Origin of the sequence: Chromobacterium haemolyticum DSM 19808 (genome assembly GCF_000711885.1) — a bacterium.
Classification (GTDB): Bacteria; Pseudomonadota; Gammaproteobacteria; order Burkholderiales; family Chromobacteriaceae; genus Chromobacterium; species Chromobacterium haemolyticum.
This window is the reverse complement of sequence record NZ_JONK01000037.1, coordinates 16,027-39,078: the sequence shown is the minus strand read 5'-3', so window position 1 is coordinate 39,078 and position 23,052 is coordinate 16,027. Positions and strand designations below refer to the sequence as shown.

Sequence of the window (23,052 nt, the reverse complement as noted above, 5' to 3'; positions counted from 1 at the left end):
GCTGCCAACGTGCGGTTCCCTAGCCACGCTTAATATCGACAGCTTTTCTAGTCAAGACGCCCTCATCAGCACCGCGGCCTCTCCTTTCCGCGAAACCACGTATGAAAATCGCGAGCCCGCCGATCGAATCGTCCTGGAACCTTATGGCGCTGCTGGATACCGTCCATCTTCTATCTCACCGGGAACAACGGCCTTCCCGCGCCACCGCCTAAGCTGAAGCGGGCAACGGCAAAGCGCTTGACCCCCGCGCGCGGGCAATGCCAAGATCATGAATCGCCCCGCCTTCATGCTAACCGCTGCCGCTTGAGGAGATTGGTTTGGAACCGTTTTGCCATCCGCTGGAAGTGCGCTGGTCCGACTGCGACGCCAACCAGCACGTCCGCCATACCGCCTACGCCGATTTCTGCACTCATGCCCGCATCGAATGGCTGCGCGGCCAGGGCTTCGGCTTTGAACAATTTCAGGCGCTGGGCTTTGGCCCGGTCATTTTCAAGGAGTGGACCGAGTATTTCAAGGAACTGCGGCTAAGCGAGCGTATCCACGTGCGCCTGGCCATCGCCGGCCTCAGCCAGGATGGCAAACGCTTTTGCATCCGCCACGAAATCTACAAAGAGGACGGCCGGCTGGCCGCGCGTCACGAAGTCAGCGGTTCATGGATAGACCTGACCCTGCGCAAGCTGACCACGCCGCCGCCGGAACTGAGCGCCATCTTCGCCTGGGCGGAGCGCACCGAGGATTTTCAGGCGCTGGATTGAGAAACGCCGAACGCAAAAAAGCCCTGACTGAAACAGTCAGGGCTTTTTGCTTGCTTTGGCGGAGAGGGGGGGATTCGAACCCCCGTTAGGGTATTACCCTAAACACGCTTTCCAGGCGTGCGACTTAAACCACTCATCCACCTCTCCAGAATCTCTGCGAAACAAGGCGCTTGGCGTTTCGTTCACAGAGGCTGCGCAGTATATAAGCCCTATCCATCCGGCGCAAGTGTTTTGTAAGCGGAATGAGAAAAAAGCGCGTCGACATACTCGCCCACCCCTTCTCGTTCGCGCCGCAGCCAGCCGGCGATCGCCGCGCGGAAACGCGGGTCGGCGATGTAATGGGCGGACCATGTCCGCTCCGGTTCAAAACCGCGCGCCAGTTTGTGCTCGCCCTGGGCGCCTCCTTCGAAGCACTGCAGGCCGGCGCGGATCGCGTATTCCAGGCCTTGGTAGTAGCACAGTTCGAAATGCAGGCAAGGAATATCGACCAACGCGCCCCAGTAGCGTCCGTACAGCACGCCGTCCTGCTCCAGACACAGGCTGGCCGCCAGCGGCGCGCCGTCCCGCTCGGCGACGAACATCAGGCAATGCGAACCCAGCCGCTCCGCCAGCAGCGCGAAGAAAGCCGGGTTCAAATAGGGCGCGGAGCGATGCTCCAGATAAGTCTGGCGGTAGCAGCGGTAGAAAAACGTCCAATCCTCGGCATGGATGGCCTCGCCGCGCAGAGCCCGCACATTGACGCCCGCCTCCGCCACCTTGCGCCGCTCCTGGCGGATTTTCTTGCGCTTGTCCCGGCTCAACGTGGCCAGGAAGGCGTCGAAGTCGGCGTAGCCGCGGTTTCGCCAATGGAACTGCACGCCCTCGCGCAACAGCCAGCCGGCCTCGCCCAGCGCTTGCGCCTCCTCCCGCGTGGGAAACAGCACATGGGCCGACGACAAGCCGTGCTCGTCCACAACCTGCTCCAGGCCGGCGATCAATTGCGGCCAGGCCTCCGGAGCGCCCAGCAACCGGCGGCCGCTCACCGGGCTGAACGGCGACGCCACCACCAGCTTGGGATAGTATTGCAGCCCGGCGCGCGCATAGGCTTCGGCCCAGGCCCAGTCAAACACGTATTCGCCGCGCGAATGGCGCTTCAAATAAGCCGGCGCCAGCGCCTGCAAGCGGCCCTCCCGCTCCACTGCCAGCGGCAAGGGCTGCCAGCCGCTGGCCTCGCCCACGCAAGCGGCCCTCTCTAGCGCTTCCAACCATGGGCGGCCCATGAACAGGTTGCCGCTCTCCCCCAGCCCGGCCCATTGTTCCACGCTCCAGGCGCCCACTCTCTCATGCAATTGCAGCGACACCATGATTCCTCTCGGGCGTTTGCGCCGTCTATCAGGTAAAATTCCATCTATCTCGAAACATTCGGTTCCCTATCAAGATGCGTATCGCGCTCGCCCAGTTCAACCCCGTTGTCGGCGATATCGCCGGCAACACCCGCAAAATCCTCGACCTCGCCCACGCCGCCATCGCCCAGGGCGCGGACGTGCTGGTCACGCCGGAGCTGGCCTTGACCGGCTACAGCCCGGAAGATCTGCTGCTGCGCGACAGCTTCTACCGCGCCTGCAGCCAGGCGCTGGACGAGTTGCTGGAGCTGGACGGCATCACTCTGGTGGTGGGACACCCGGCCCGGATGGGAGCGGAGCGCTTCAACGCCGCCACTGTGCTGCGCGACGGCAACCGCCTGGGCCAGTATCACAAAATGCTGCTGCCCAACGACGAAGTGTTCGACGAATGCCGCTACTTCACCCCCGGCGCGGCGCCTCTGGTGTTCCAACAGGGCGACGCCAAGGTGGGCGTGCTGATCTGCGAGGACGTGTGGTCCGTCGACCCGGCCGCCGAGGCCGCGGACGCCGGCGCGGACGTGGTGGTGGTGCTCAACGCCTCCCCCTTCCATCGCAACAAGATTGAAACCCGCCACGACGTGCTGCGCTTCCGCGCCGAGGAAACCGGCCTGCCCTTCGCCTACGTCAACCTCACCGGCGGCCAGGACGAACTGGTGTTCGACGGCGCCTCCTTCGCCGTCAGCCGCGCCGGCGAGGTGGTGGCCCAGGCCGCCGCCTACAACGACGAGCTGCTGATCGTCGACTTCGACGACGGCGACCTGCTGCCCGGCGCCAAAGCGGCGCTGCCCGGCCCGCTGGAAAGCGTCTACCGGACGCTGGTGACCGGCGTGCGCGACTACATCGGCAAAAACGGCTTCCCCGGCGCGCTGCTGGGCCTGTCCGGCGGCATAGACTCCGCGCTGACGCTGGCGGTGGCGGTGGACGCGCTGGGCGCGGACAAGGTGCACGCGGTGATGATGCCCTCGCGCTACACCGCGGACATCTCGGTGACCGATTCCCGCGACATGGTGAACCGCCTGGGCGTGAAGTACGACGAAATCGAAATCTGGCCGATGTACGAAAGCTTCGTTCAGGCGCTGGCGCCCAGCTTCGCCGGCCTGTCCGAAGACACCACCGAGGAAAACCTGCAAGCGCGCATCCGCGGCACCCTGCTGATGGCGCTGTCCAACAAGAGCGGCAAGCTGGTGCTCACCACCGGCAACAAATCGGAAATGACCACCGGCTACTGCACCCTGTACGGCGATATGGCCGGCGGTTTCGCCGTGCTCAAGGACGTGGCCAAGACCCTGGTGTTCGAACTGTGCCGCTGGCGCAACCTGCAAGGCGAGATCATCCCGGAGCGCATCATCACCCGCCCGCCGTCGGCGGAATTGCGCCCGGACCAGACCGACCAGGACAGCCTGCCGCCCTATGAGGTGCTGGACGCCATCATGGCGCGCTACGTGGAGGAAAACCTGTCCGCCGACGCCATCATCGCCGAAGGCTACGCCGAAGCCGATGTGCGCCGCGTGGTGCGGCTGCTGAAGATCAACGAGTACAAACGCCGCCAGGCGCCAGTGGGCCCGCGCGTCACCCACCGCGGCTTCGGCAAGGACTGGCGCTACCCGATCACCAATAAATTCAGCTGACGCCCGCAGCCGGGGCCGCCGCGCCCCGGCGCCGCATGACATAGGCGATGCCGGATGCGTTAAAATGTCCGGCTCGCGCCGGATCGTCTCCGCCCGCCCCGCGCCGAATCTCGCTCAAGGAAACATCATGCGTCTGAAGAAATCGGGACTATGCGCCGCGCTGTGCGGCATCGCCCTGCTGACTGGCTGTGTCTCGCCCCTCGCCAACAAGAGCGCCGACCAGGCCGTCCGCAAGATCATGCTGCAAAACTGGAACAGCAAGGGCTACAACATCGACGCCGACATCGGCTTCGACGAACTGAAGGTCGCCGACGTCGACAAGGCCAAGGAAGACGGCGGCCAGCTGGAGCAGGCGGCCGCCTCCGCCGCCGATCAAATCGCCCGCAGCATGCGCCTCAACATCAAGGCCGCGCTGGACGTGCCAGGCGGCAAGCTGGAACTGATTCCGGCGCTGCGTCTGGAACGTCGCAACTTGCTGACCAGCGTGCAATTGCCGCTGCAATTCCACGCCAAGGACCTGTCCTTGCTGGTGGATCCGTCCGCCGCCTACCTGTTTGTACCGGAGATGCAAGCCTACGAGGGCAAGTTCCTGCGCGTGCGGCTGCCGCAGCGCGTGGCCGACAACTTCCCGCTCCAGGCCATGTACCAGGCCATGCCTAAACTGCTGGACGAAGCCTACGCCAAAGTGGACAAACAGGCCTTCAGCTTCCAGCCGCTGGACCCGCGCGCGGCGGAACTGGGCGCGCGTTACCGACTACGCATCGCCATGAGCCGCGCCCAGGAAAACCAGCTGGCTTCCCAGATTATCGCCGGCCTGATCCAGGTGGCGCGCCAGGAAGCCGCGCGCAAGCCGGAGATCAAGCCCGGCCCGCTGGGCAGCGAAAGCTTGCTGCAACTGATTGATAGCCTGATCAAGGCCTCCGACGCCAACCCGCTGAACAGCAATACCGTCAGCGATCTGTACGTCAGCCGGGGCGGCGACCTGCTGGCCATCCGCCAGACCATACGCTTCGACAGCCCGCGCGTCCGCGGCCAGGCCCACGCCGACATCCGCTACAGCCATCTGGGCAAGCCCGTGTTCGCCTTCCAGCCCGCCGAAGCGGACATCCTGGACTTGGAGCGCCTGGACAAGCCGGAATGGCTGAAATCGCTGGGTCTGGCCTTGCACGCGCTCAACCAGCCGCCGGCGGCCGGCGACGAAGCCGCGGCAGTGGAAAACGCCGCCCCGCAATAATCGCTAACAAACCAGCAACACCGCCGGCCCGCTCGAAGAAACCCCGCGCCGCGCCGGCGGTCCCATCTTGGTCACGCGGCCCGGGCCGCCCACCGCAAGGATTTCCCCGCATGAAGATGAAACCGATCTCCGCCACACTCATCCTCGCCGCCCTGGCGCTGCCGGCGGTCGTCAACGCCGCCGCCATCGCTCAGCTCAAGGCCTTCGTCGCCGGCAACAAAACCCTGAGCGCCGACTTCAAACAAGTGGTCAGCAACAAGAACAAGCGCGAGGAAGCCAGCGGCCGGCTGGAAATCGCCCGTCCCGGCAAATTCCGCTGGGAGTACAACAAGCCCTACGAACAATTGATCGTCGGCGACGGCAAGACGCTGTGGGTCTACGACAAAGACCTGGCGCAAGTCACTCGCAAGGCGCAGGGCGCGGCCCTGGGCTCCAGCCCTGCGGCGCTGCTGGCCGGCAACAACGCCATCGAACAGAACTATCAACTGAAGGAAGCCGGCAAAACCGGCGAGGTGGAGTGGCTGTCCGCCAGCCCCAAGCAGGCCGACAACAGCTTCAGCGCCATCCGCATGGGCTTCAAGGCCAATATGCTGGTGGAAATGGAGTTGACCGACAGCTTCGGCAACCACACCAAGGTCAGCTTCAGCGCGCCGCGGCAGAACCCGCCGCTGACCGCCTCCCGCTTCGCCTTCGTTCCGCCCAAGGGCGTGGACGTGGTCAGCGGCGATTAAAGCCCGCCAACAAAACCCCCGATCCTGCGTTACGCCTCCTTGTCGCGCCACTTTACTGCCTGCGTCGGCGCGCCTTGGCTCAGATTCTCTACGTGGTTTTGTTAGCGACGCTAAACCGCCCCTCTTTAATAGCCGCCTCTGGGCGGCTTTTCTTTGTAAACCGCCCCTGCCTTGCGCCAAAAACACCACAATCCAACACCGTTCCCGCAGCGTGAACTTGACTTTTATATATCTAAAAACATATCTTAAGATATATTTTCCATAGGAGAGCCGCCATGCCTCACCGCCTCGACACCCTTCTCCGCCGCTTTGGCGGGCGCCATGCGCGTCATCGCCCCCACGCGATGGCCAGACACGGCCACGGCGGCTTCGGCGGCGGTGACGACGAAAGCATGACCCGCGGCCGCAAATTCAGCTCCGACGAACTGCAACTGCTCTTGCTGGCGATGCTGGAAGAACGGCCCAGCCACGGCTACGAACTGATCAAGGCGCTGCAAAGTCGCAGCAACGGCTTTTACAGCCCCAGCCCAGGCATGGTCTACCCGGCGCTGACTTATCTGGAAAAATTGGGCTACGTCACCGTGAGCCAGGAAGGCAACCGCAAATGTTATGCGCTGGCGGAGGCCGGTCGCGTGTCTCTGGAACAGAACCGCGAGCAAGTGGAATGGATGATGGCGCGGCTGCAGCACATCGCCCGCAAGATGAACTCCATCCGCCGTGCGCTGACCGGAGAAATGCCGCCGCCGGACGACGCCGCCGGCAGCTGGATTCCGGAGCTGACCCGCGCCCGCGGCGAATTGAAGCAAGCGCTGATGCGAACCGCCAACGTAGACGAGGATGAACAGCGCCGCATCGCTGCTATTCTGCGGCAGGCCTGTGAGCAAATTCTGGGCGACACCGGCTAAGACCCGCCAACAAAACCCCTGATCCTGCGTTGCGCCTCCTTGTCGTACTACTTGTACTGCCTGCGTCAGCGCGCCTTGGCTCAGGTACGCTGCGCGGTTTTGTTAGCGGCTCTAACCCCACGCGCCCAGCCACGACATCAAGACAGGACACCCGATGACCACACCCAATCTGACCGTGCAACGCCTGCGCCACCCGCTGCGCTTCCGCCTGCTGCAAGTGCGCGCCACCCGCCAGCTCGGACCTAAACTACTCCGCGTCACCCTGGGCGGCGAAGACCTGGCCGGTTTTACCACCGCCTCCTTCGACGACCACCTTAAAGTGTTCTTTCCAGAACACCCGGACGGCAAGCCCGTGCTGCCGACGCTGGTGGACGAAACCCTGATTTACCCCGAGGGCCAGCCCCGCCCGACCGCGCGCGACTACACCCCCTGCTGCTTCGATCCTGAGCGGCAGGAACTGGACCTGGAGTTCGTGCTGCATGAAGCCGGCCCGGCCACCAGCTGGGCGGCTCAGGCCAAGCCCGGCCAATATCTGGGCATCGGCGGCCCGCGCGGCTCCTTCGTCATCCCGGCGGACTTCGACTGGCACCTGCTGATCGGCGACGAATCCGCGCTGCCGGCTATCCGCCGCCGCCTGGCCGAACTGCCGCCCACGGCCAAGATCATGGCTCTGCTGCAAACCAGCGAGGCGGACGAGCGCTGCGAACTGCCGCCCCACCCCAACGCCGACATCCGCTGGGTACATCAGGACGTCGCCGACTCGGAACCGGCTCTGCTCTCCGCGCTCAAGCAACTGGCGCTGCCAGCGGGCGAAGGCTTTGTCTGGGCTGCCGGCGAATACCACGCCATCCGCGCGGTGCGCCTGCACCTGCGCGAGGAGCGCGGCATCGACAAGAGCCGCATCCGCGCCGCCAGCTACTGGCGCGAGGGCAAGGCCGCCAGCCACGAAACCCTGGAAGACTGAGCAGCGGCTCAAACGACAAAGCCCCCGAACGGGGGCTTTGCTCAACTGGAGGCAAGAGACCAAGCAAGCCCCGCCTCTCCGGCAAGGCTTGCCCAAACGGGCTCAGTTGCGCGTCACCGCGTCGCCGGGCGCGTAAGCCGCGGCGTCGATGGGCGAATGCGCGGCGATGTACTCGCGCAGCATCTCGGCGTCGACGAAGCCGGTGTTGACGTAACCCGGATGCTTGTTCATCAGCGGATAGCGGTCACCGCCCGCGGCGATGAAGCTGTTGATCGCCATCCGATAGGTCTTGGCCGGATTGATGGGCTGACCGCCAATCAGCGCCTGCTGCAGCTGACCGCCGACGATGCGCAGCTTGACGCCGGCAAATTGGCCGAAGGCGCCCGCGCCGGGCGTCATGCTCGCGGCGGCTTTCAAGTAGTCCAGCGCCTCCTGGCCGTTCAGGTCCACATAGGCCAGGGTGCTGCCGAAGGGGAACACCTTCAACACGTCGCGGTAGTTGATCGCGCCGGCCGGCAACGAATCACGGATGCCGCCGGAATTGGATACGGCGAAGTCCGCCTTGACCTTGTCCATCATCACCTTGCCGACGAACACACCCAGATTGGTGGGCTGACTGCGCACCACGCCGCGATCGCCGTCCAGCTTGGCGCTGGTCCGGCCCACCGGCACATCCAGCGCCGCCTGACCTTTGTTCTGATAGTTTTGCAGGAAGTTGCGCAACTTGCCGTCTTCCTCGATCAACTGGGTATACGGCACCTTTCGTTCCTTGCCGTCCTCGCCCTTGACGGTTTTTTTCAGATTCACCGGCATCAACTGATATTTGGAGAGCTTGAGCTTGCCGTTCCGGAACTCGAAATCGGCGCGGCCCACGTATTTGCCCCACTCGTGCGCCTGCACAATCCAGGCGCCATTCTGGCGATCCGGCGCGCAGGGAGCACCCGGCACGTAGGCGTCGTCGCGCTGATTCTCCGCCTTCATGCACACCGGGTTCTGGCTGTGGCCGCCCACGATCAGGTCCAGCCCCTTCACCGCGCGCGCCATTTCCACATCGCCCGGCGCGTTCACGCCGTGCTGGCCATCGGTGTAATGGCCCATATGGGTGGCGGCGATGACGATGTCGGCCTTCTGGCGCAGTTCAGGCACCAGTTTACCGGCCTCGGCGATCGGGCTGCGGAACTCGATGCCCTTGACCTGCTCCGGGTTCACCATCTTGGCGGTGTCGTCGGTGGTCAGGCCCAGCACCGCCACTTTCACCCCGCCCAGATTGAACATCGCGTAGGGATCGAACATGCGCTTGCCATCCTGGTAGATATTGGCGGACAGCATGGGGAAGTTGATCCACTGGCGCTGCTTCATCAGCACCGGCACCGGCTTGTCGAACTCGTGGTTGCCCACCGCCATCGCGTCGTAGCCGATGCGGCTCATGCCGCGGAAGTCCGGCTCCGCGTCCTGCAGATCGGATTCCGGCACCCCGGTGTTGATGTCGCCGCCGGACAGCAGCAGCATGTAGCCGCCGTCGGCCTTGACCTCGGCGCGCACCTGATCCACCAGCGTCTTTTGCGCGGCCAGCCCGTATTCGCCGTCGCTATTGGGCCAGAAACGACCGTGGTGGTCGTTGGTGTGCAGGATTGTGATTTTGTAAGTCTTGTCTTCGACGTAATTGCCTTTGCCCGGCGTGGCGGCGCAGGCGGAGAGCAGGCCGGCGGCCAGCAGGGACAGGGCAATCGGTTTCACGGACAGTTTCATCGTTAATCCTCGTTCTTATGCAGGCGGCGGCTTGCGCAAGCCGCAAAAATGGCGGACCCGCGGGCCCGCCATTGCTGGAAGTGATTCACCAGCCGGACGCGCAAAGCGTCCAGCCAGGCGCCGGCGCTTACTTGCTCCAGCTATCCTTCAGGCCCACGGTGCGGTTGAACACCGCCTTGCTGCCGGCCTGGTGGTCGTGGCGGTCGGTGACGAAGTAGCCCAGGCGTTCGAACTGGAAGCGGGACTCCGGTTCGGCCTTCAACACGGCGTCTTCGACATAGGCGGTGACGGTGCTCAGCGATTCGCCGTTCAGGAACTGGCGGAAATCGACATACTCGCCGTCTTCGCCGCGCACCGCGTCCGGGCGCGGCTCGGTGAACAGACGCTCGTACCAGCGCACTTCGGCCTGGATCGCGTGTTCGGCGGACACCCAGTGAATCACGCCCTTGACCTTGCGGCCTTCCGGGTTCTTGCCCAGGGTGTCGTGGTCAATGCTGCACTTGAGTTCCACCACATTGCCGGCCGCGTCCTTGACCACTTCCTCGCACTTGATCACGTAGGAATAGCGCAGGCGCACTTCGCCGCCGGCGGTCAGGCGCTGCCACTTCGGCGGCGGCACTTCGGCAAAATCGTCCTGTTCAATCCAGATCTCGCGGGCAATCGGCACTTCGCGCTCGCCAAACTCCGGATGATGCGGATGGAAGGGCGCGCTGCGGCTGGCGGTAACGGCGGCGTCGTAGTTGGTCAACGTCACTTTCAATGGTTTCACCACCGCCATCACGCGCGGAGAGTCGTTTTCCAGCGTCTCCCGCACCGCGCCTTCCAGCACGCTCATGTCAATGATGTTCTCGCCCTTGGACACGCCGATGCGCTGAGCGAACAGGCGGATGCCGGCCGGGCTGAAACCGCGACGGCGCATGCCTTCCACCGTGGGCATGCGCGGGTCGTCCCAGCCGCTCACCAGGCCGTCGTTGACCAGCGCCTGCAGCTTGCGCTTGGAAGTCAGCGCGTACAGCAGCTCCAGCCGCGAGAACTCGTACTGGCGCGGGTGGCAGCCGATGCTGATATTGTCCAGCACCCAGTCGTACAACGGGCGGTGGTCTTCAAACTCCAGCGTGCACAAGGAGTGGGTAATGCCCTCGATGGCGTCGGAAATGCAGTGGGTGTAGTCGTACATCGGATAGATGCACCACGCGTCCCCGGTGCGGTGATGATGCGCACGGCGGATGCGGTAGATCACCGGATCGCGCAGATTCACATTGCCGGAAGACATGTCTATTTTCAGACGCAGCGTCTTGCTGCCGTCCGGGAACTCGCCCGCCCGCATGCGGGCGAACAGGTCCAGGTTTTCTTCCACGCTGCGATCGCGGAACGGGCTGTTCTTGCCCGGCTCCGTCAGGCTGCCGCGGTACTGGCGCATTTCTTCGGCGTTCAGATCGCAGACGAAGGCCTTGCCGTTCTGGATCAGCTCCACCGCGTAGCCGTAAAGCTGCTCGAAATAATCAGAAGCGAAACGGACGTTGCCGTCCCAGTGGAAACCCAGCCACTCCACGCTGTCCTTGATCGACTGCACGAACTCGTCGGACTCTTTCTCCGGATTGGTGTCGTCCATGCGCAGATTGCACTTGCCCTTGTAATCATCGGCCAGGCCGAAGTTCAGGCAAATGGATTTGGCGTGACCGATGTGCAGGTAGCCGTTGGGCTCCGGCGGGAAGCGAGTGACGATGCCGCTATGCTTGCCGGAAGCCAGGTCCTCGTCAATGATGTTGCGGATGAAATTGCTGACAACCGGCGCGTTGTTTTCCGTGCTCATTGTTTTGTGCAGTGCGATTATGACTAATCGAAGATTGTAACCGATTTCGCCCCGACTGGGAGCGGACCGGCCACGCCCGCCTCCCGTTTGATCGCCTTACACCAAGACCTTGCCCGTCAACTGTTCCAACAGCGCCAGCGGCGACTGTTGCGGCTGCGCCATCTCCGCCGCCGGCAGCCAGAAAGTCTGCTCCAGCATGAACTGGCCGGACATCACCGCGTGAGACGCCTGATCGGAGAAACAGACCCAGGCGCAGCCGGGCGGAAACGGCATGGTTTCCTGCGGACATTGGCGCTGGTAATCCAAATCCGCCTTCATCGCGTCGTGCAGATGCAACATGATGTGGTCGTAAGCGCTGCGCTTGCGCTTGGTGATTTTCAAGGCCGCCAGCAAGGCCGCCGAACCCGGCCATTGCCGCGGCACCCGCGGCAGCATGCGCCGCGCCATGTCGACGAAGGGCTCGCCCACCCGCCACACTCTGGGCTCGCCATGCGGGTTGATATTGCAGAACACTCGCAAAATGCGTTCGCCGTAATTGGGGCGGGACGGAAACGCGTCCACGTGCAGCCGGCTGTCGTCCTTGCGCCAGGAAGTCCGGCGCTCCTCTACCCGCATCAGCCGCAGGCTGGTGGGCGCGGCGCGCAGCTTGCCTTGGTACTCCGGCAGCAGCCTCGAGGCCAGATCGGCAGCGGCCCGCTGGTAACGCGAGATCAAGCCGCGCGCCTCCGCCTCCCGCTCCGCTCCGCCCACCACGCCGTGCAAGGCGCCGTTGCCCGGCTCCAGGCTGATGTTCTTGCGCTTGGGATCGGCGATGGCCGGGTCCAGCAAGCGCCCCTCCTCGGCCAGCAGCTGGAAGTCGAAACGGGGAAGATACAAAACCTTGCCCCGCTCCAATTCATCCACATAGCGGCCTTGCGCCGCCTCATCCACCAATACGATCTGGCTCGTCATATTGAGCTCCTGCCTAAAACAATGATTTCCTTCACGGAGGGAATGGCGGAAACAACGGAACTGACGCCGAGGCCTGCCCGGTTTTACCCGCCCCCTCCTCCTCCGGCCGCGCCATGGCGGCTGCTCGGCAAGCCGTTTCCGGTCTGGCGAATGGGCCGCTAGGATACGCCCGCGGCAGGAGAATGTCATGCCGAAACCGTCGCCTCCCGTTCCTGCGGCCAGGACGCGCAGCGCCTTGATTTTGATGAGCAAAACCGCCCCTTCGGCAAAACCCTACTGCAACCAAGGCAATTCTCAATAAAAAACAAGCGCTTATTCCACAAGCAAGGCGCAACTATGGCATAATGTCGGGTTGCTCGAACTTCAGTCCATTGCCAGCATGACGACCGCACACGCCGCCAAACCGATCACCTCTTACCGCAAGTACTGGGCCAGCCGCTTCGGCCCCGCCCCGTTCCTGCCGATGACCCGCGCCGAGATGGACCAGCTGGGCTGGGATTCCTGCGACATCATCCTGGTCACCGGCGACGGTTATATCGATCACCCCAGCTTCGGCATGGCGCTGGTGGGCCGGCTGCTGGAAGACCAAGGCTTCCGCGTGGGCATCATTTCCCAGCCGGATTGGCACTCCGCGGACGCTTTCCGCGAGCTGGGCAAGCCCAATCTGTTCTTCGGCGTCACCGCCGGCAATATGGATTCGATGATCAACCGCTACACCGCGGACCGCCGTCCGCGCTCGGACGACGCCTACACCCCGCACGCCGCGGCCAACAAGCGCCCGGACCGCGCCGTCACCGTCTACGCTCAACGCTGCCGCGAGGCCTACCCCGGCGTGGGCGTGATGGTGGGCAGCATTGAGGCCAGCCTGCGCCGCATCGCCCACTACGACTACTGGAGCGAGAAAGTGCGCCCGTCGGTGCTGATCAACTCCAAGGCCGACCTGCTGCTGTACGGCAACGCCGAGCGCGCGTTGGTGGAAGTGGCGCATCGCGCCGCCAGGGGCGAAAAGCTCAGCGAGATCCGCGACGTGCGCGGCACCGCCTTCATCGTGCCGCACGGCTGGCGTCCGGACGAAGAATGGCAGGAGATGGATTCCAGCGTGGTGGATCTGCCGGGCAAGGTGGACGCCCACCTCAACCCTTACCAGGAAATCCCGGAACAGGCGGCCGAAGCCACCAAGGACCAGGACCCGTCCAAACCGCAAGTCATCCGCATCGAATCGCGCGAAGAGCGCCTGGCCAAGCGCCGCGCCGAACGCGCCAAGACCGTGATCCGCATTCCGGCCTACGAGGCCGTGGCCCACGACCCGGTGCTGTACGCCCACGCCAGCCGCACCCTGCACCTGGAATCCAACCCCGGCAACGCCCGCGCTCTGGTGCAGATGCACGGCGAGCGCGACGTGTGGCTGACGCCGCCGCCCATTCCGCTCACCACCGAGGAAATGGACCACGTCTACGGCCTACCCTACGCCCGCAATCCGCACCCCAGCTACGGCGACGCCAACATTCCGGCCTGGGAAATGATCAAGTACTCGGTCAACATCATGCGCGGCTGTTTCGGCGGCTGTACCTTCTGTTCCATCACCGAGCACGAAGGCCGCATCATCCAGAGCCGTTCCGAGGAATCCATCCTCAAGGAAATCGAGGAAATCCGGGACAAAACCCCGGGCTTCACCGGCCACATCTCGGACCTGGGCGGCCCCACGGCCAATATGTACCGCCTCTCCTGCAAGGACCCGAAGATCGAGCGCTCCTGTAGGAAGCTGTCCTGCGTGTTCCCGGACATCTGCGAAAACCTGAACACCGACCACAGCCACCTGATCCAGCTCTACCGCAAGGCGCGCGCGCTGCCGGGGGTGAAGAAGATCAACATCCAGTCCGGCTTGCGCTACGACCTGGCCGTGCGCTCACCCGAATACATCAAGGAACTGGTGCAGCACCATGTGGGCGGCTATCTGAAGATCGCCCCGGAGCACACCGAGGACGGCCCGCTGTCCATGATGATGAAACCGGGCATGGGCGCTTACGACAAGTTCAAGGAACTGTTCGAGCGCTTCAGCCGTCAGGCCGGCAAGGAGCAATATCTGATCCCCTACTTCATCGCCGCCCACCCCGGCACCAGCGACGAAGACATGATGAACCTGGCGCTATGGCTGAAGAAGAACAACTTCCGCCTGGACCAGGTGCAAACCTTCACCCCCACGCCGATGGCGATGGCCACTACCATGTGGCACACCCGCCGCAACCCGCTCAAGCGCTTGAGCCGCAGCTCGGAAAAAGTGGATGTGGTGCGCGACGGCTACCGCCGCAAGCTGCATAAGGCCTTCTTGCGCTATCACCATCCGGACAACTGGCAGATCCTCCACGACGCGCTGATCCAGATGGGCCGCGCGGACTTGATCGGCCACAGCAAGCACTGTCTGATTCCGCCAACGCCGCCGGGCGACAAGGCCGCCGCCGTGCGCCACCGCATGGGCGCGCCGCTGTCGCGCAACAAAGCGCCCGGCCAACGCGCCGCGGCCCCCGCCGGACACGGTCAGCGCGGCAAACCCGCGCAGACCAAAACCGCGGCCAAGCCCCACGCCGGCCAAACGCCGGCCGGACGCGGCAAGCCCACGAAACCGGGCAGCAAACCGGCAGGCGCAGGCAAGGGCCGCAGCCGTTGAATCCAGCCGCCCACGGGCGGCTTTTTGCCGACCGGCGGCCGGGCACTTTACCCCGCCGCCGACGTCTCAGAACCTAATATACGATCTCGCGAGCCAAGGCGAAAACAAGCGGAAAAGCGGCATGCACAAGGGTACATGAGCATTGTGAGCTTGTTTTTAACGCCGCATCGCCGACACGTAGCAGATCGTAAATAGCTTCTCAACCCCATACCCCGCCCAGCGAGCCCGCCATGATCCACATCGACTTCGACCACAGCTACGCCCGCGACCTGCCCGACGCCTGCATGCCGGTCAAGCCCGACGCCCCGCCCGCGCCGGCTCTGCTGTACTGGAACGCCGCGCTGGCGGAGGAACTGGGCCTGGACAGCAGCCAGGCCGACACCGCGAAGCTGGCCGCCGCCTTCTCCGGCGCCGCGCTGCCGGCCGGGGCCAGGCCGGTGGCCCAAGCCTATGCCGGCCACCAGTTCGGCGGACTATCCCCCTCGCTGGGCGACGGCCGCGCGCTGCTGCTGGGCGAAGTCATGGACCGCAACGGCCAGCGCCGCGACATCGCCTTCAAAGGCAGCGGCCGCACCCCGTTCTCGCGCCGAGGCGATGGCAAAGCCGCGGTGGGGCCGATGCTGCGCGAACTGATCATAGGCGAAGCCATGCACGCGCTCGCCATCCCCAGCACCCGCGCGCTGGCCGTCACCGCCACCGGCGAAACCGTCTACCGCGAACAGGCGCTGCCCGGCGCGGTACTGACCCGCGTCGCCGCCAGCCACCTGCGCGTCGGCACCTTCCAGTTCTTCGCCCTCCGCGGCGAACGGGACATGCTGCGCCGGCTGGCCGACTACACCCTGGCGCGCCACTACCCCCAACTGGCCGGCGCCGAGCAGCCCTATCTGGCGCTGCTGCAAGCGGTGGCGGAACGCCAGGCGGAGCTGATCGCCCGCTGGATGCACGCCGGCTTCATCCACGGCGTGATGAACACCGACAATATGGCGCCCAGCGGCGAAACCATAGACTACGGCCCCTGCGCCTTCATGGACGTCCACCACCCGTCCACCGTGTTCAGCTCCATAGACAGCGGCGGCCGCTACGCCTACGGCAACCAGCCGGCCATCGCCCAATGGAACCTGGCCCGGCTGGCGGAAACCCTGCTGCCGCTGCTGGACCCGGACGAACCCAAGAACGCGGTGCCGACGGCCACCGCCGTCATCGAAGACTTCGCCGAGCGCTACCAGGCGCATTGGCTGCGACAGGCGCGCCGCAAGCTGGGCCTGAGCCAGGCGCAGGACATCGACCAGGAGCTGGCCGAAGACTGGCTGGCGCTGCTGGCGCGCCAGGACGCCGACCACACTCTGGCCTGGCGCCGGCTGGCCGACGCCGCCGAGGGCCGCGACCAGGCACTGACCCAGCTCTTCAACGACCCCGCCGCCGCCGAACCGTGGCTGGCCCGCTGGCGCCAACGGCTGGACGCCGAGCCGCAAGCCGCCGCCGAGCGCGCTGCCGCTCTGCGCCAGGCCAACCCCCTCTATATCCCGCGCAACCACTTGGTGGAAGAAGCGCTGGCCGCCGCCAGCGATCATGGCGATATGGGGCCGACGCTGACGCTGCTGGACGTATTGCGACAGCCCTTCACCGAACGCGCCGGCCTGGAGCGCTACACGCTGCCGGCCGCGCCGGAAGTGGCGCAGGGGTATCGGACCTTCTGCGGCACCTGACACGCATCAACAAGCCACACACGGCCAACCAAGCAAAAAGCGCAAGGCTCCCCGCCTTGCGCTTTCTTCATGGCGCGGCTCCCCACGCCTCAAACCAGCCGCTTCTCCATCACATAATCGTCCATCACAAAGCCGTTGCCGATATCAAACACCGCCTCCTCGCGCACCAGGAAGCCGCGGCGCTGATACACCGCGATCGAACCGGCATTGTGTTTGTTCACCGTCAGCACCAGGGTATGGCAACCGCGCTGCCGCGCCGCCCGTTCCACCGCATCCAACATATAAGCGCCCAGGCCGCGACCGCGCATTTCCGCCAATAAATACAGCTGCTCCAGCTTCATCTCCCCCGGCGTCGCCGTCAGCGCGTAACTGCAATAGCCCACCGCCCGGCCATCCAGCTTCAGCAGGCCGAACCAGCGGTCCGGCGCGTCCAGATAGGCGGACAGCTTCTCCGGAACATAACGGCCGGCCAGCATGTATTCGATCTGCTCGCGGCTGATCATGCTGATGAAATGCTGATGCCAGATCTCGCCGGCCAGCGTGGCCAAGACGGGGAAATCGGCGGAGGTCAACGGCTCCAGACAAACGCTTTGGCTCATGCGCGGCACTCTCCAGGTTGAACGGTCATACACGGGAAATGTGGGCGACACCTCTCGCTGACAAGTCCAAGGGCATTCGATTTAACCCGGCGGCTTCACCCGAACGGGCAAGACAGTTAGAATACAAACATCATAAAACGGCGCTAAAAACCAGCCGTCGCCACCTTCCCGCAGCGAGACCCCATGCACTTCATTTTCGATATCGACGGCACCATTTGCTTCAACGGCAGAACCATCAGCCCAGCCATCCAGGGCGCGCTGGACGGCTTGCGCCAACACGGCCACCAGCTAGGCTTCGCTTCCGCCCGCCCCTACCGCGACATCCTGCCGCTGCTGGATGCCCGCTTCCACGACGCGCTGATCATCGGCGCCAACGGCGCAATGAGCCATCAGCAAGGCGAGCTGCGGCGGCTGACCCCTATCCCGGACCCGGTATTCGCTGACATCACCCAACTGGCGCAACGCTTTGCCGCGTCCTATCTGGTGGACCTCAGCTGGGACTACCATTACAGCGGCGACGCCGGCCATCCCTTCCTGGCCAAAGTGGACCCAGGCAAGCTGGCCAGCCATGTCGGCGCGGAAGACATCCGCCAGCCGGCCAAGCTGCTGATCACCGCCTGCGCCGATGTCCCCGGCCTGCGCCGGAAGCTGGACGCTCACGCCGGCGTGGAACTGCACCACCATTCCGACGAACAGATCTTCGACATCACCGCCACCGGCGTCAGCAAGATGGCCGCGCTGCGCCAATGCGGCATCGACGCCGATGAGCTGATCTGCTTCGGCAACGACAGCAACGACGTCAGCATGTTTCTGGAGGCCGGTCACTCGGTGCAGGTGGGCGCCCACCCGCGGCTGGCGGAACTGGCCAGCGAACGTCTGCCGCTGGATCAGGACATTGAAGCGCGGCTGGTGGACACCATCGCGCGGCTGAGCCGCGCCCCCTCGCCCGCGCGGCGGGATTGAAAAAGCAGGCTTCGCCAAGGATAAATAAGGTAGCGCCGCTCACAAAGAGGCTGCGTTGCGCCGGCTTGCCATACTCAATGAACCGCCTGCGTCAACGCGCCTTGCTCCAGATTATCTGCGAGCGGCTCCGCCATAACCCCTCCCGCTCGCCTCAACCCCATGGAGCGCTCATGGCCGCCACCCTGAAGCTGTCCGAACTGATCAGCTCGCTAAGCTATGCGCTGGACATCACCGAAGGCCAGCCGGAAGGCCATTGCATCCGCAGTTGCTGGATTGGCATGCATATCGGCCAAAGCATAGGCCTAGCCCCGCAGCCGCTATGGGATTTGTACTACGCCATCCTGCTCAAAGACCTGGGCTGCAGCAGCAATGCGGCGCGCATCAGCGAGTTGTACCAAACCGACGACCGCAGCTTCAAACAGGACTTCAAGCAAGTGGGCGCCAGCCTGCCGCAAATGCTGGGTTTTGTGTTCAAGAACACCGGCACCCACAGCGCGGGCTGGGCGCGGCGCGCGGCCTCCATCCTCAACGTGCTGCGCCACGGCAAAGCGATGGCGGACGAGTTGATCAACACCCGCTGCCACCGCGGCGCCGACATCGCCCGCCAACTGCGCTTCAATGAAAACGTGGCGCGCGGCATCCAATCGCTGGACGAACACTGGGACGGCTCCGGCAGGCCGCTGGGCCTGCGCGGCGACGCCATCCCGCTGAACTCCCGCATCGCCCTGCTGGCTCAGGTGATAGACGTGTTCCACATCACCCATGGCCGCCAAGCCGCGCTGGACCAAGCGCTGCGCCGCGCCGGCGGATGGTTCGACCCGGAACTGGTGGCCGCCTTTCGCCGGGTCAGCGCCAGGCCGGATTTCTGGCGGCAACTGGAGGCCGACGACATCGATCAGGCGGTGCTGAGGCTGGAGCCGGCCCAATGCGCGGTGCCGCTGGACGAGGATTATCTGGATGAAATCGCCGAAGGCTTCGGCCAGGTGGTGGACTCCAAAAGCCCCTTTACCGCCGGCCACAGCCAGCGAGTGGGCCATTACGCCGACCAGATCGCCGCGGAGCTGGAACTGGGCCAGGCGCGGCGACGCTGGCTGAAACGCGGCGCGCTCTTGCACGACGTGGGCAAACTGGGCGTCAGCAACACCATACTGGACAAGCCCGGCAAGCTGGAGGCGGACGAATGGGAGGCGGTCAAACGCCACGCCGGCTACACCGAGGCCATTCTGGGCCGCATCGAACACTTCGCCGAACTGGCCTGGGTGGCCGGCGCCCATCACGAGCGCCCGGACGGCGGCGGCTACCCGCGCGGCCTGTCCGGCGACGCCATCGCGCTGGAAACCCGCATCATCACCGCCGCGGACATCTTCGACGCCATCAACGCGGAACGCCCCTACCACCCGGCTACCCCGGCGCCGCAAACGCTGGACATCATGCGCCGGCACGTGGGCAGCGCCATCGACCCGGCCTGTTTCGCCGCGCTGGAACAGGTGCTGCGCCAGGAAGGCGCCTTGTCTTGAGCGCATAAAAAACCGCCGGCGCAAAGCCGGCGGTTTTAATGGCGATCAGCGGTTTTCACTCCAACTGTTCGTTCAGTTTGAGCTTGCCCACCAGCCAGGTGTGATCGTAGCTGACGATCTCGAACGGGTTGCCGAAGGGGTCGACGAAGGACAACGAGCAGAAAAAGCGATGGTCGCGCACGGAATCCCGAGCGATGGTCTGGCCGTCGCGATTAGTGACGCGTTCGCCGGCCAGCTGGTCTATCCACTCCAGAAAATCCTGGCCGCTCACCACAAAAGCGATATCGCCCTGATGGTTGGCCGCCCCGCTCTTGTCCTCGCTCATCGCCAGGCGCACCGCCCCGTTGGCGTTGGCCAGCATTACCGCTCCGTGCGGGCCTTCGCGCATATGCTTGTAGCGCGGGTCCGGGGCCATGGCCAGCACGCGCTGATACCATTTCAGGGCCTTGGGCACGTCAGTCACACGAATGTGGATGTGATCGATCTTGCCTAAAGTCAGCATGACTTCCTCATATTGTTTTTGATGCGATGGCCCTTGGGCAAGGCGCCGTCCACGGGGCGGCGACACTGCTCTCCCCTTGCCGCCGCCGGTATTTCTTTATAACAGCAAGCTGTCTATCCGCGCATTGTACTTGATTGCCATCAGGCTTGCTCGCGCTGCAACAAGGGCTGCAGATAGCGCCCGGTATGGCTGACCGGATTGGCCGCCACTTGTTCCGGCGTGCCGGTGGCGATGATCTGGCCGCCTCCGGCGCCGCCTTCCGGCCCCAAATCTATCAGCCAGTCCGCGGTTTTGACCACGTCCAGATTGTGTTCGATCACCACCACGGTGTTGCCGCTTTCGCGCAGGCGGTGCAGCACCTGCAGCAACAGATCGATGTCATGGAAATGCAGGCCGGTGGTGGGTTCGTCCAAGATATACAAGGTGCGGCCGGTGTCGCGCTTGGACAACTCCAGCCCCAGCTTGACGCGCTGGGCCTCGCCGCCGGACAGGGTGGTGGCGCTCTGCCCCAGCCGGATGTAGCCCAGGCCCACTTCCATCAGGGTGCGCAGCTTGCGCGCCACGGTGGGCACCACGCTGAAGAAATCCAGCGCCTGCTCCACCGTCATTTCCAGCACCTCGTGAATGTTCTTGCCCTTGTATTGCACTTCCAGGGTTTCGCGGTTGTAGCGCTTGCCGTGGCAAACGTCGCAGGGCACGTAGACATCCGGCAGAAAGTGCATTTCCACCTTGATCATGCCATCGCCCTGGCAGGCTTCGCAGCGGCCGCCCTTGACGTTGAAGGAGAAGCGGCCCGGGCCGTAGCCGCGCTCGCGCGACAGCGGCACGCCGGCAAACAGCTCGCGGATGGGGGTGAACAGGCCGGTGTAGGTGGCCGGGTTGGAGCGCGGGGTGCGGCCGATCGGGCTTTGGTCGACATTGATCACCTTGTCCAGCTGCTTCAGGCCCTGGATGTCCTGATAGGCCGCGGGCTCTTCGCTGGCGCCGTTCAGTTCCCGCGCGGTAATCTTGTACAAGGTGTCGTTGATCAGCGTGGATTTGCCGGAGCCGGACACGCCGGTAATGCACACCAGCATGCCCAGCGGCAGTTCAAGGGTGACGTTCTTGAGGTTGTTGCCGCTGGCGCCGATCAGACGCAGCATGCGCTCCGGGTCCACCTTGCGGCGCTCCCCGCCCAGCGCGATGCGGCGGCGGCCGGACAGGTAGTCGCCGGTGATGGAATGGCCGCAGGCGGCCACTTCGGCCGGGGTGCCGGCCACCAGCACTTCGCCGCCGTGCTCGCCCGCGCCCGGCCCCATATCCACCAGATAGTCCGCGGCGCGGATGGCGTCTTCGTCGTGCTCGACCACGATTACGCTGTTGCCCAGATCCCGCAGCCGCATCAAGGTGGCCAGCAGGCGGTCGTTGTCCCGCTGGTGCAGGCCGATGGACGGCTCGTCCAGCACATACATCACGCCGGTGAGACCGGAGCCGATCTGGCTGGCCAGGCGGATGCGCTGCGCCTCGCCGCCGGACAGGGTGTCCGCGGAGCGGGACAGGTTGAGATAATCCAGGCCCACATTGTTGAGGAAGGACACCCGCTCGCTGATTTCCTTGACGATTTTTTCCGCCACCGCCTGCTTCTGACCGCTGAACGCCAGTTGGGCGAAGAAGAGCGCGGTCTCCTTCAAGGGCATCTGGTTGATCTCGTACAGGGTTTTTTCACCGACAAAGACGTGGCGCGCCTCCAGGCGCAGCCGCGAGCCCTGGCAATGCGGGCAGGGCTGGTTGTTCTGATACTTGGCCAGTTCTTCGCGCACGGCCGCGGAGTCGGTTTCGCGGTAGCGACGCTCCAGGTTGGGGATGATGCCTTCAAAGGGGTGCGCGCGGCTGAACTTAGTGCCCTTCTCCGACATATAGCTGAATTCGATGCTGTCTCGGCCAGAGCCATGCAACACCACATTGCGCACTTTTTCCGGCAGGTCTTCAAAGGCGAGCTCGGCCACGGAGAAGCCGTAATGCTCGCCCAGCGACATCAGCATCTGAAAATAGAACTGATTGCGCTTGTCCCAACCCTTGATCGCGCCGGCGGCCAGGCTCAATTCCGGATGCGCCACCACGCGGCGCGGATCGAAGAAAGTGATTTCGCCCAGGCCGTCGCACTTGGGGCAGGCGCCCATCGGGTTGTTGAAGGAGAACAGCCGCGGCTCCAGTTCCGGCAGGCTGTAGGAACACACCGGGCAGGCGAACTTGGCGGAGAACCAGTGCTCTTCGCCCTTATCCATTTCCACGGCGATGGCGCGGCCTTCGGCATGGCGCAGCGCGGTTTCGAAGCTTTCCGCCAGCCGCTGCTTCATGTCCTCGCGCACTTTCAGACGGTCTATCACCACCTCGATGGTGTGCTTCTTGTTCTTGTCCAGCTTGGGCACGGCGTCGATTTCAAACACTTCTCCGTCCACGCGCACCCGCACAAAGCCCTGGGCGCGCAGGTCTTCGAACAGGTCAAGATTCTCCCCCTTGCGGCCAACGATGACCGGGGCCAGGATCATCACCCGGCTTTCCTCCGGCAGCGCCAGCACGTGATCCACCATCTGACTGACGGTTTGCGAGGACAACGGCACGCCGTGCTCCGGGCAATGCGGCTCGCCCACCCGCGCGTACAACAGACGCAGGTAGTCGTGGATTTCGGTGACGGTGCCGACGGTGGAGCGCGGATTGTGGCTGGTGGCCTTCTGCTCGATGGAGATCGCCGGGGACAGGCCTTCAATCAGGTCCACGTCCGGCTTTTCCATCAATTGCAGGAACTGGCGCGCATAGGCGGACAGGCTTTCCACATAGCGGCGCTGACCTTCCGCGTACAGGGTGTCGAAGGCCAGCGAGGATTTGCCGGAGCCGGACAGGCCGGTAATCACGATCAATTGGTGGCGGGGCAAATCCAGGTTGATGTTCTTCAGATTGTGCGTGCGTGCGCCGCGAATGCGAATGCTGTCCATATTGGAGCGTAACTCA

General features: G+C 64.4%; 17 protein-coding genes and 1 tRNA gene. 10 read left to right on the top strand and 8 right to left on the bottom strand.

Annotated features, from left to right (window positions below):
* Positions 1-317: 317 nt before the first annotated feature.
* A complete protein-coding gene (locus BR71_RS17885) occupies positions 318-755 on the top strand; it encodes an acyl-CoA thioesterase (protein WP_162179232.1) in 438 nt (145 codons plus the stop codon).
* Between the two features lie 56 nt (positions 756-811).
* Here BR71_RS17885 and BR71_RS17880 read toward each other — a convergent pair.
* Positions 812-902, bottom strand: a tRNA-Ser gene (locus BR71_RS17880).
* A gap of 62 nt (positions 903-964) precedes the next feature.
* Positions 965-2,098: a GNAT family N-acetyltransferase gene (locus BR71_RS17875; RefSeq protein ID WP_052370784.1), complete on the bottom strand. Its 1,134-nt coding sequence runs from the start codon at positions 2,096-2,098 to the stop codon at positions 965-967.
* Positions 2,099-2,172: 74 nt separating this feature from the next.
* Between BR71_RS17875 and BR71_RS17870 the strand changes: the two genes are divergently transcribed.
* The 5 genes from BR71_RS17870 to BR71_RS17850 all read left to right on the top strand — a co-directional run bounded on the left by BR71_RS17870 (position 2,173) and on the right by BR71_RS17850 (position 7,599).
* Entirely contained in the window at positions 2,173-3,765 is a 1,593-nt protein-coding gene (locus tag BR71_RS17870) for an NAD+ synthase (protein ID WP_043640734.1), read from the top strand.
* 127 nt (positions 3,766-3,892) lie between these two features.
* A complete protein-coding gene (locus BR71_RS17865; protein WP_043640732.1) occupies positions 3,893-4,999 on the top strand; it encodes a hypothetical protein in 1,107 nt (368 codons plus the stop codon).
* A 110-nt stretch (positions 5,000-5,109) separates the two neighbouring features.
* On the top strand, positions 5,110-5,730 hold the full coding sequence (gene lolA, locus BR71_RS17860; RefSeq protein WP_244269661.1) for an outer membrane lipoprotein periplasmic chaperone LolA: 621 nt from the start codon (positions 5,110-5,112) through the stop codon (positions 5,728-5,730).
* Between the two features lie 275 nt (positions 5,731-6,005).
* Complete coding sequence (locus tag BR71_RS17855; protein ID WP_052370783.1) at positions 6,006-6,635, top strand: PadR family transcriptional regulator; 630 nt, start codon at positions 6,006-6,008, stop codon at positions 6,633-6,635.
* A gap of 154 nt (positions 6,636-6,789) precedes the next feature.
* Positions 6,790-7,599, top strand: a complete 810-nt coding sequence (locus BR71_RS17850) for a siderophore-interacting protein (RefSeq protein WP_043640729.1) — start codon at positions 6,790-6,792, stop codon at positions 7,597-7,599.
* 102 nt (positions 7,600-7,701) lie between these two features.
* Here the strand turns inward: BR71_RS17850 and ushA are convergent, their stop codons facing one another.
* From ushA to kdoO, 3 genes are all read right to left on the bottom strand, one after another.
* Positions 7,702-9,348 carry a bifunctional UDP-sugar hydrolase/5'-nucleotidase UshA gene (gene ushA / locus BR71_RS17845; RefSeq protein ID WP_043640725.1) on the bottom strand — a complete coding sequence of 549 codons (1,647 nt, stop codon included), beginning with the start codon at positions 9,346-9,348 and terminating at the stop codon, positions 7,702-7,704.
* A gap of 127 nt (positions 9,349-9,475) precedes the next feature.
* Entirely contained in the window at positions 9,476-11,161 is a 1,686-nt protein-coding gene (locus BR71_RS17840) for a glutamine--tRNA ligase/YqeY domain fusion protein (protein WP_043640723.1), read from the bottom strand.
* Between the two features lie 96 nt (positions 11,162-11,257).
* Positions 11,258-12,112: a Kdo hydroxylase KdoO gene (gene kdoO / locus BR71_RS17835; RefSeq protein ID WP_043640720.1), complete on the bottom strand. Its 855-nt coding sequence runs from the start codon at positions 12,110-12,112 to the stop codon at positions 11,258-11,260.
* A 379-nt stretch (positions 12,113-12,491) separates the two neighbouring features.
* Here kdoO and BR71_RS17830 point away from each other — a divergent pair, with 379 nt between their 5' ends.
* Positions 12,492-14,777, top strand: a complete 2,286-nt coding sequence (locus BR71_RS17830; RefSeq protein ID WP_043640717.1) for a YgiQ family radical SAM protein — start codon at positions 12,492-12,494, stop codon at positions 14,775-14,777.
* 230 nt (positions 14,778-15,007) lie between these two features.
* Entirely contained in the window at positions 15,008-16,483 is a 1,476-nt protein-coding gene (locus BR71_RS17825) for a protein adenylyltransferase SelO (RefSeq protein ID WP_043640713.1), read from the top strand.
* Between the two features lie 89 nt (positions 16,484-16,572).
* On the opposite strand, the gene BR71_RS17820 is transcribed toward BR71_RS17825, so the two are convergent.
* A complete protein-coding gene (locus BR71_RS17820) occupies positions 16,573-17,082 on the bottom strand; it encodes a GNAT family N-acetyltransferase (protein ID WP_052370781.1) in 510 nt (169 codons plus the stop codon).
* Positions 17,083-17,265: 183 nt separating this feature from the next.
* Between BR71_RS17820 and BR71_RS17815 the strand changes: the two genes are divergently transcribed.
* Together BR71_RS17815 and BR71_RS17810 are read left to right on the top strand one after the other, a co-directional pair.
* The gene (locus BR71_RS17815) at positions 17,266-18,045 is read left to right on the top strand and encodes an HAD-IIB family hydrolase (protein WP_043640709.1); all 780 of its coding nucleotides are present in this window, start codon (positions 17,266-17,268) and stop codon (positions 18,043-18,045) included.
* A gap of 170 nt (positions 18,046-18,215) precedes the next feature.
* Positions 18,216-19,562 carry an HD-GYP domain-containing protein gene (locus tag BR71_RS17810; protein ID WP_043640707.1) on the top strand — a complete coding sequence of 449 codons (1,347 nt, stop codon included), beginning with the start codon at positions 18,216-18,218 and terminating at the stop codon, positions 19,560-19,562.
* A 55-nt stretch (positions 19,563-19,617) separates the two neighbouring features.
* Here the strand turns inward: BR71_RS17810 and BR71_RS17805 are convergent, their stop codons facing one another.
* Both BR71_RS17805 and uvrA read right to left on the bottom strand, forming a co-directional pair.
* Positions 19,618-20,064 (bottom strand): VOC family protein, encoded by a 447-nt coding sequence (locus BR71_RS17805; RefSeq protein ID WP_043591565.1) that lies wholly within the window; start codon positions 20,062-20,064, stop codon positions 19,618-19,620.
* A 140-nt stretch (positions 20,065-20,204) separates the two neighbouring features.
* Positions 20,205-23,036, bottom strand: a complete 2,832-nt coding sequence (gene uvrA / locus BR71_RS17800) for an excinuclease ABC subunit UvrA (protein ID WP_043640704.1) — start codon at positions 23,034-23,036, stop codon at positions 20,205-20,207.
* Positions 23,037-23,052 lie beyond the last annotated feature (16 nt).

Bases quoted from the DNA above. Each gene is read 5' to 3' on its own strand.
- BR71_RS17810 (WP_043640707.1), top strand. From the start codon at position 18,216: ATGGCCGCCACCCTGAAGCTGTCCGAACTGATCAGCTCGCTAAGCTAT.
- kdoO (WP_043640720.1), bottom strand. From the start codon at position 12,112: ATGACGAGCCAGATCGTATTGGTGGATGAGGCGGCGCAAGGCCGCTAT.
- ushA (WP_043640725.1), bottom strand. From the start codon at position 9,348: ATGAAACTGTCCGTGAAACCGATTGCCCTGTCCCTGCTGGCCGCCGGC.
- BR71_RS17850 (WP_043640729.1), top strand. From the start codon at position 6,790: ATGACCACACCCAATCTGACCGTGCAACGCCTGCGCCACCCGCTGCGC.
- BR71_RS17830 (WP_043640717.1), top strand. From the start codon at position 12,492: ATGACGACCGCACACGCCGCCAAACCGATCACCTCTTACCGCAAGTAC.
- lolA (WP_244269661.1), top strand. From the start codon at position 5,110: ATGAAGATGAAACCGATCTCCGCCACACTCATCCTCGCCGCCCTGGCG.
- BR71_RS17875 (WP_052370784.1), bottom strand. From the start codon at position 2,098: ATGGTGTCGCTGCAATTGCATGAGAGAGTGGGCGCCTGGAGCGTGGAA.
- uvrA (WP_043640704.1), bottom strand. From the start codon at position 23,036: ATGGACAGCATTCGCATTCGCGGCGCACGCACGCACAATCTGAAGAAC.
- BR71_RS17865 (WP_043640732.1), top strand. From the start codon at position 3,893: ATGCGTCTGAAGAAATCGGGACTATGCGCCGCGCTGTGCGGCATCGCC.
- BR71_RS17815 (WP_043640709.1), top strand. From the start codon at position 17,266: ATGCACTTCATTTTCGATATCGACGGCACCATTTGCTTCAACGGCAGA.
- BR71_RS17870 (WP_043640734.1), top strand. From the start codon at position 2,173: ATGCGTATCGCGCTCGCCCAGTTCAACCCCGTTGTCGGCGATATCGCC.
- BR71_RS17855 (WP_052370783.1), top strand. From the start codon at position 6,006: ATGCCTCACCGCCTCGACACCCTTCTCCGCCGCTTTGGCGGGCGCCAT.
- BR71_RS17825 (WP_043640713.1), top strand. From the start codon at position 15,008: ATGATCCACATCGACTTCGACCACAGCTACGCCCGCGACCTGCCCGAC.
- BR71_RS17820 (WP_052370781.1), bottom strand. From the start codon at position 17,082: ATGAGCCAAAGCGTTTGTCTGGAGCCGTTGACCTCCGCCGATTTCCCC.
- BR71_RS17840 (WP_043640723.1), bottom strand. From the start codon at position 11,161: ATGAGCACGGAAAACAACGCGCCGGTTGTCAGCAATTTCATCCGCAAC.
- BR71_RS17805 (WP_043591565.1), bottom strand. From the start codon at position 20,064: ATGCTGACTTTAGGCAAGATCGATCACATCCACATTCGTGTGACTGAC.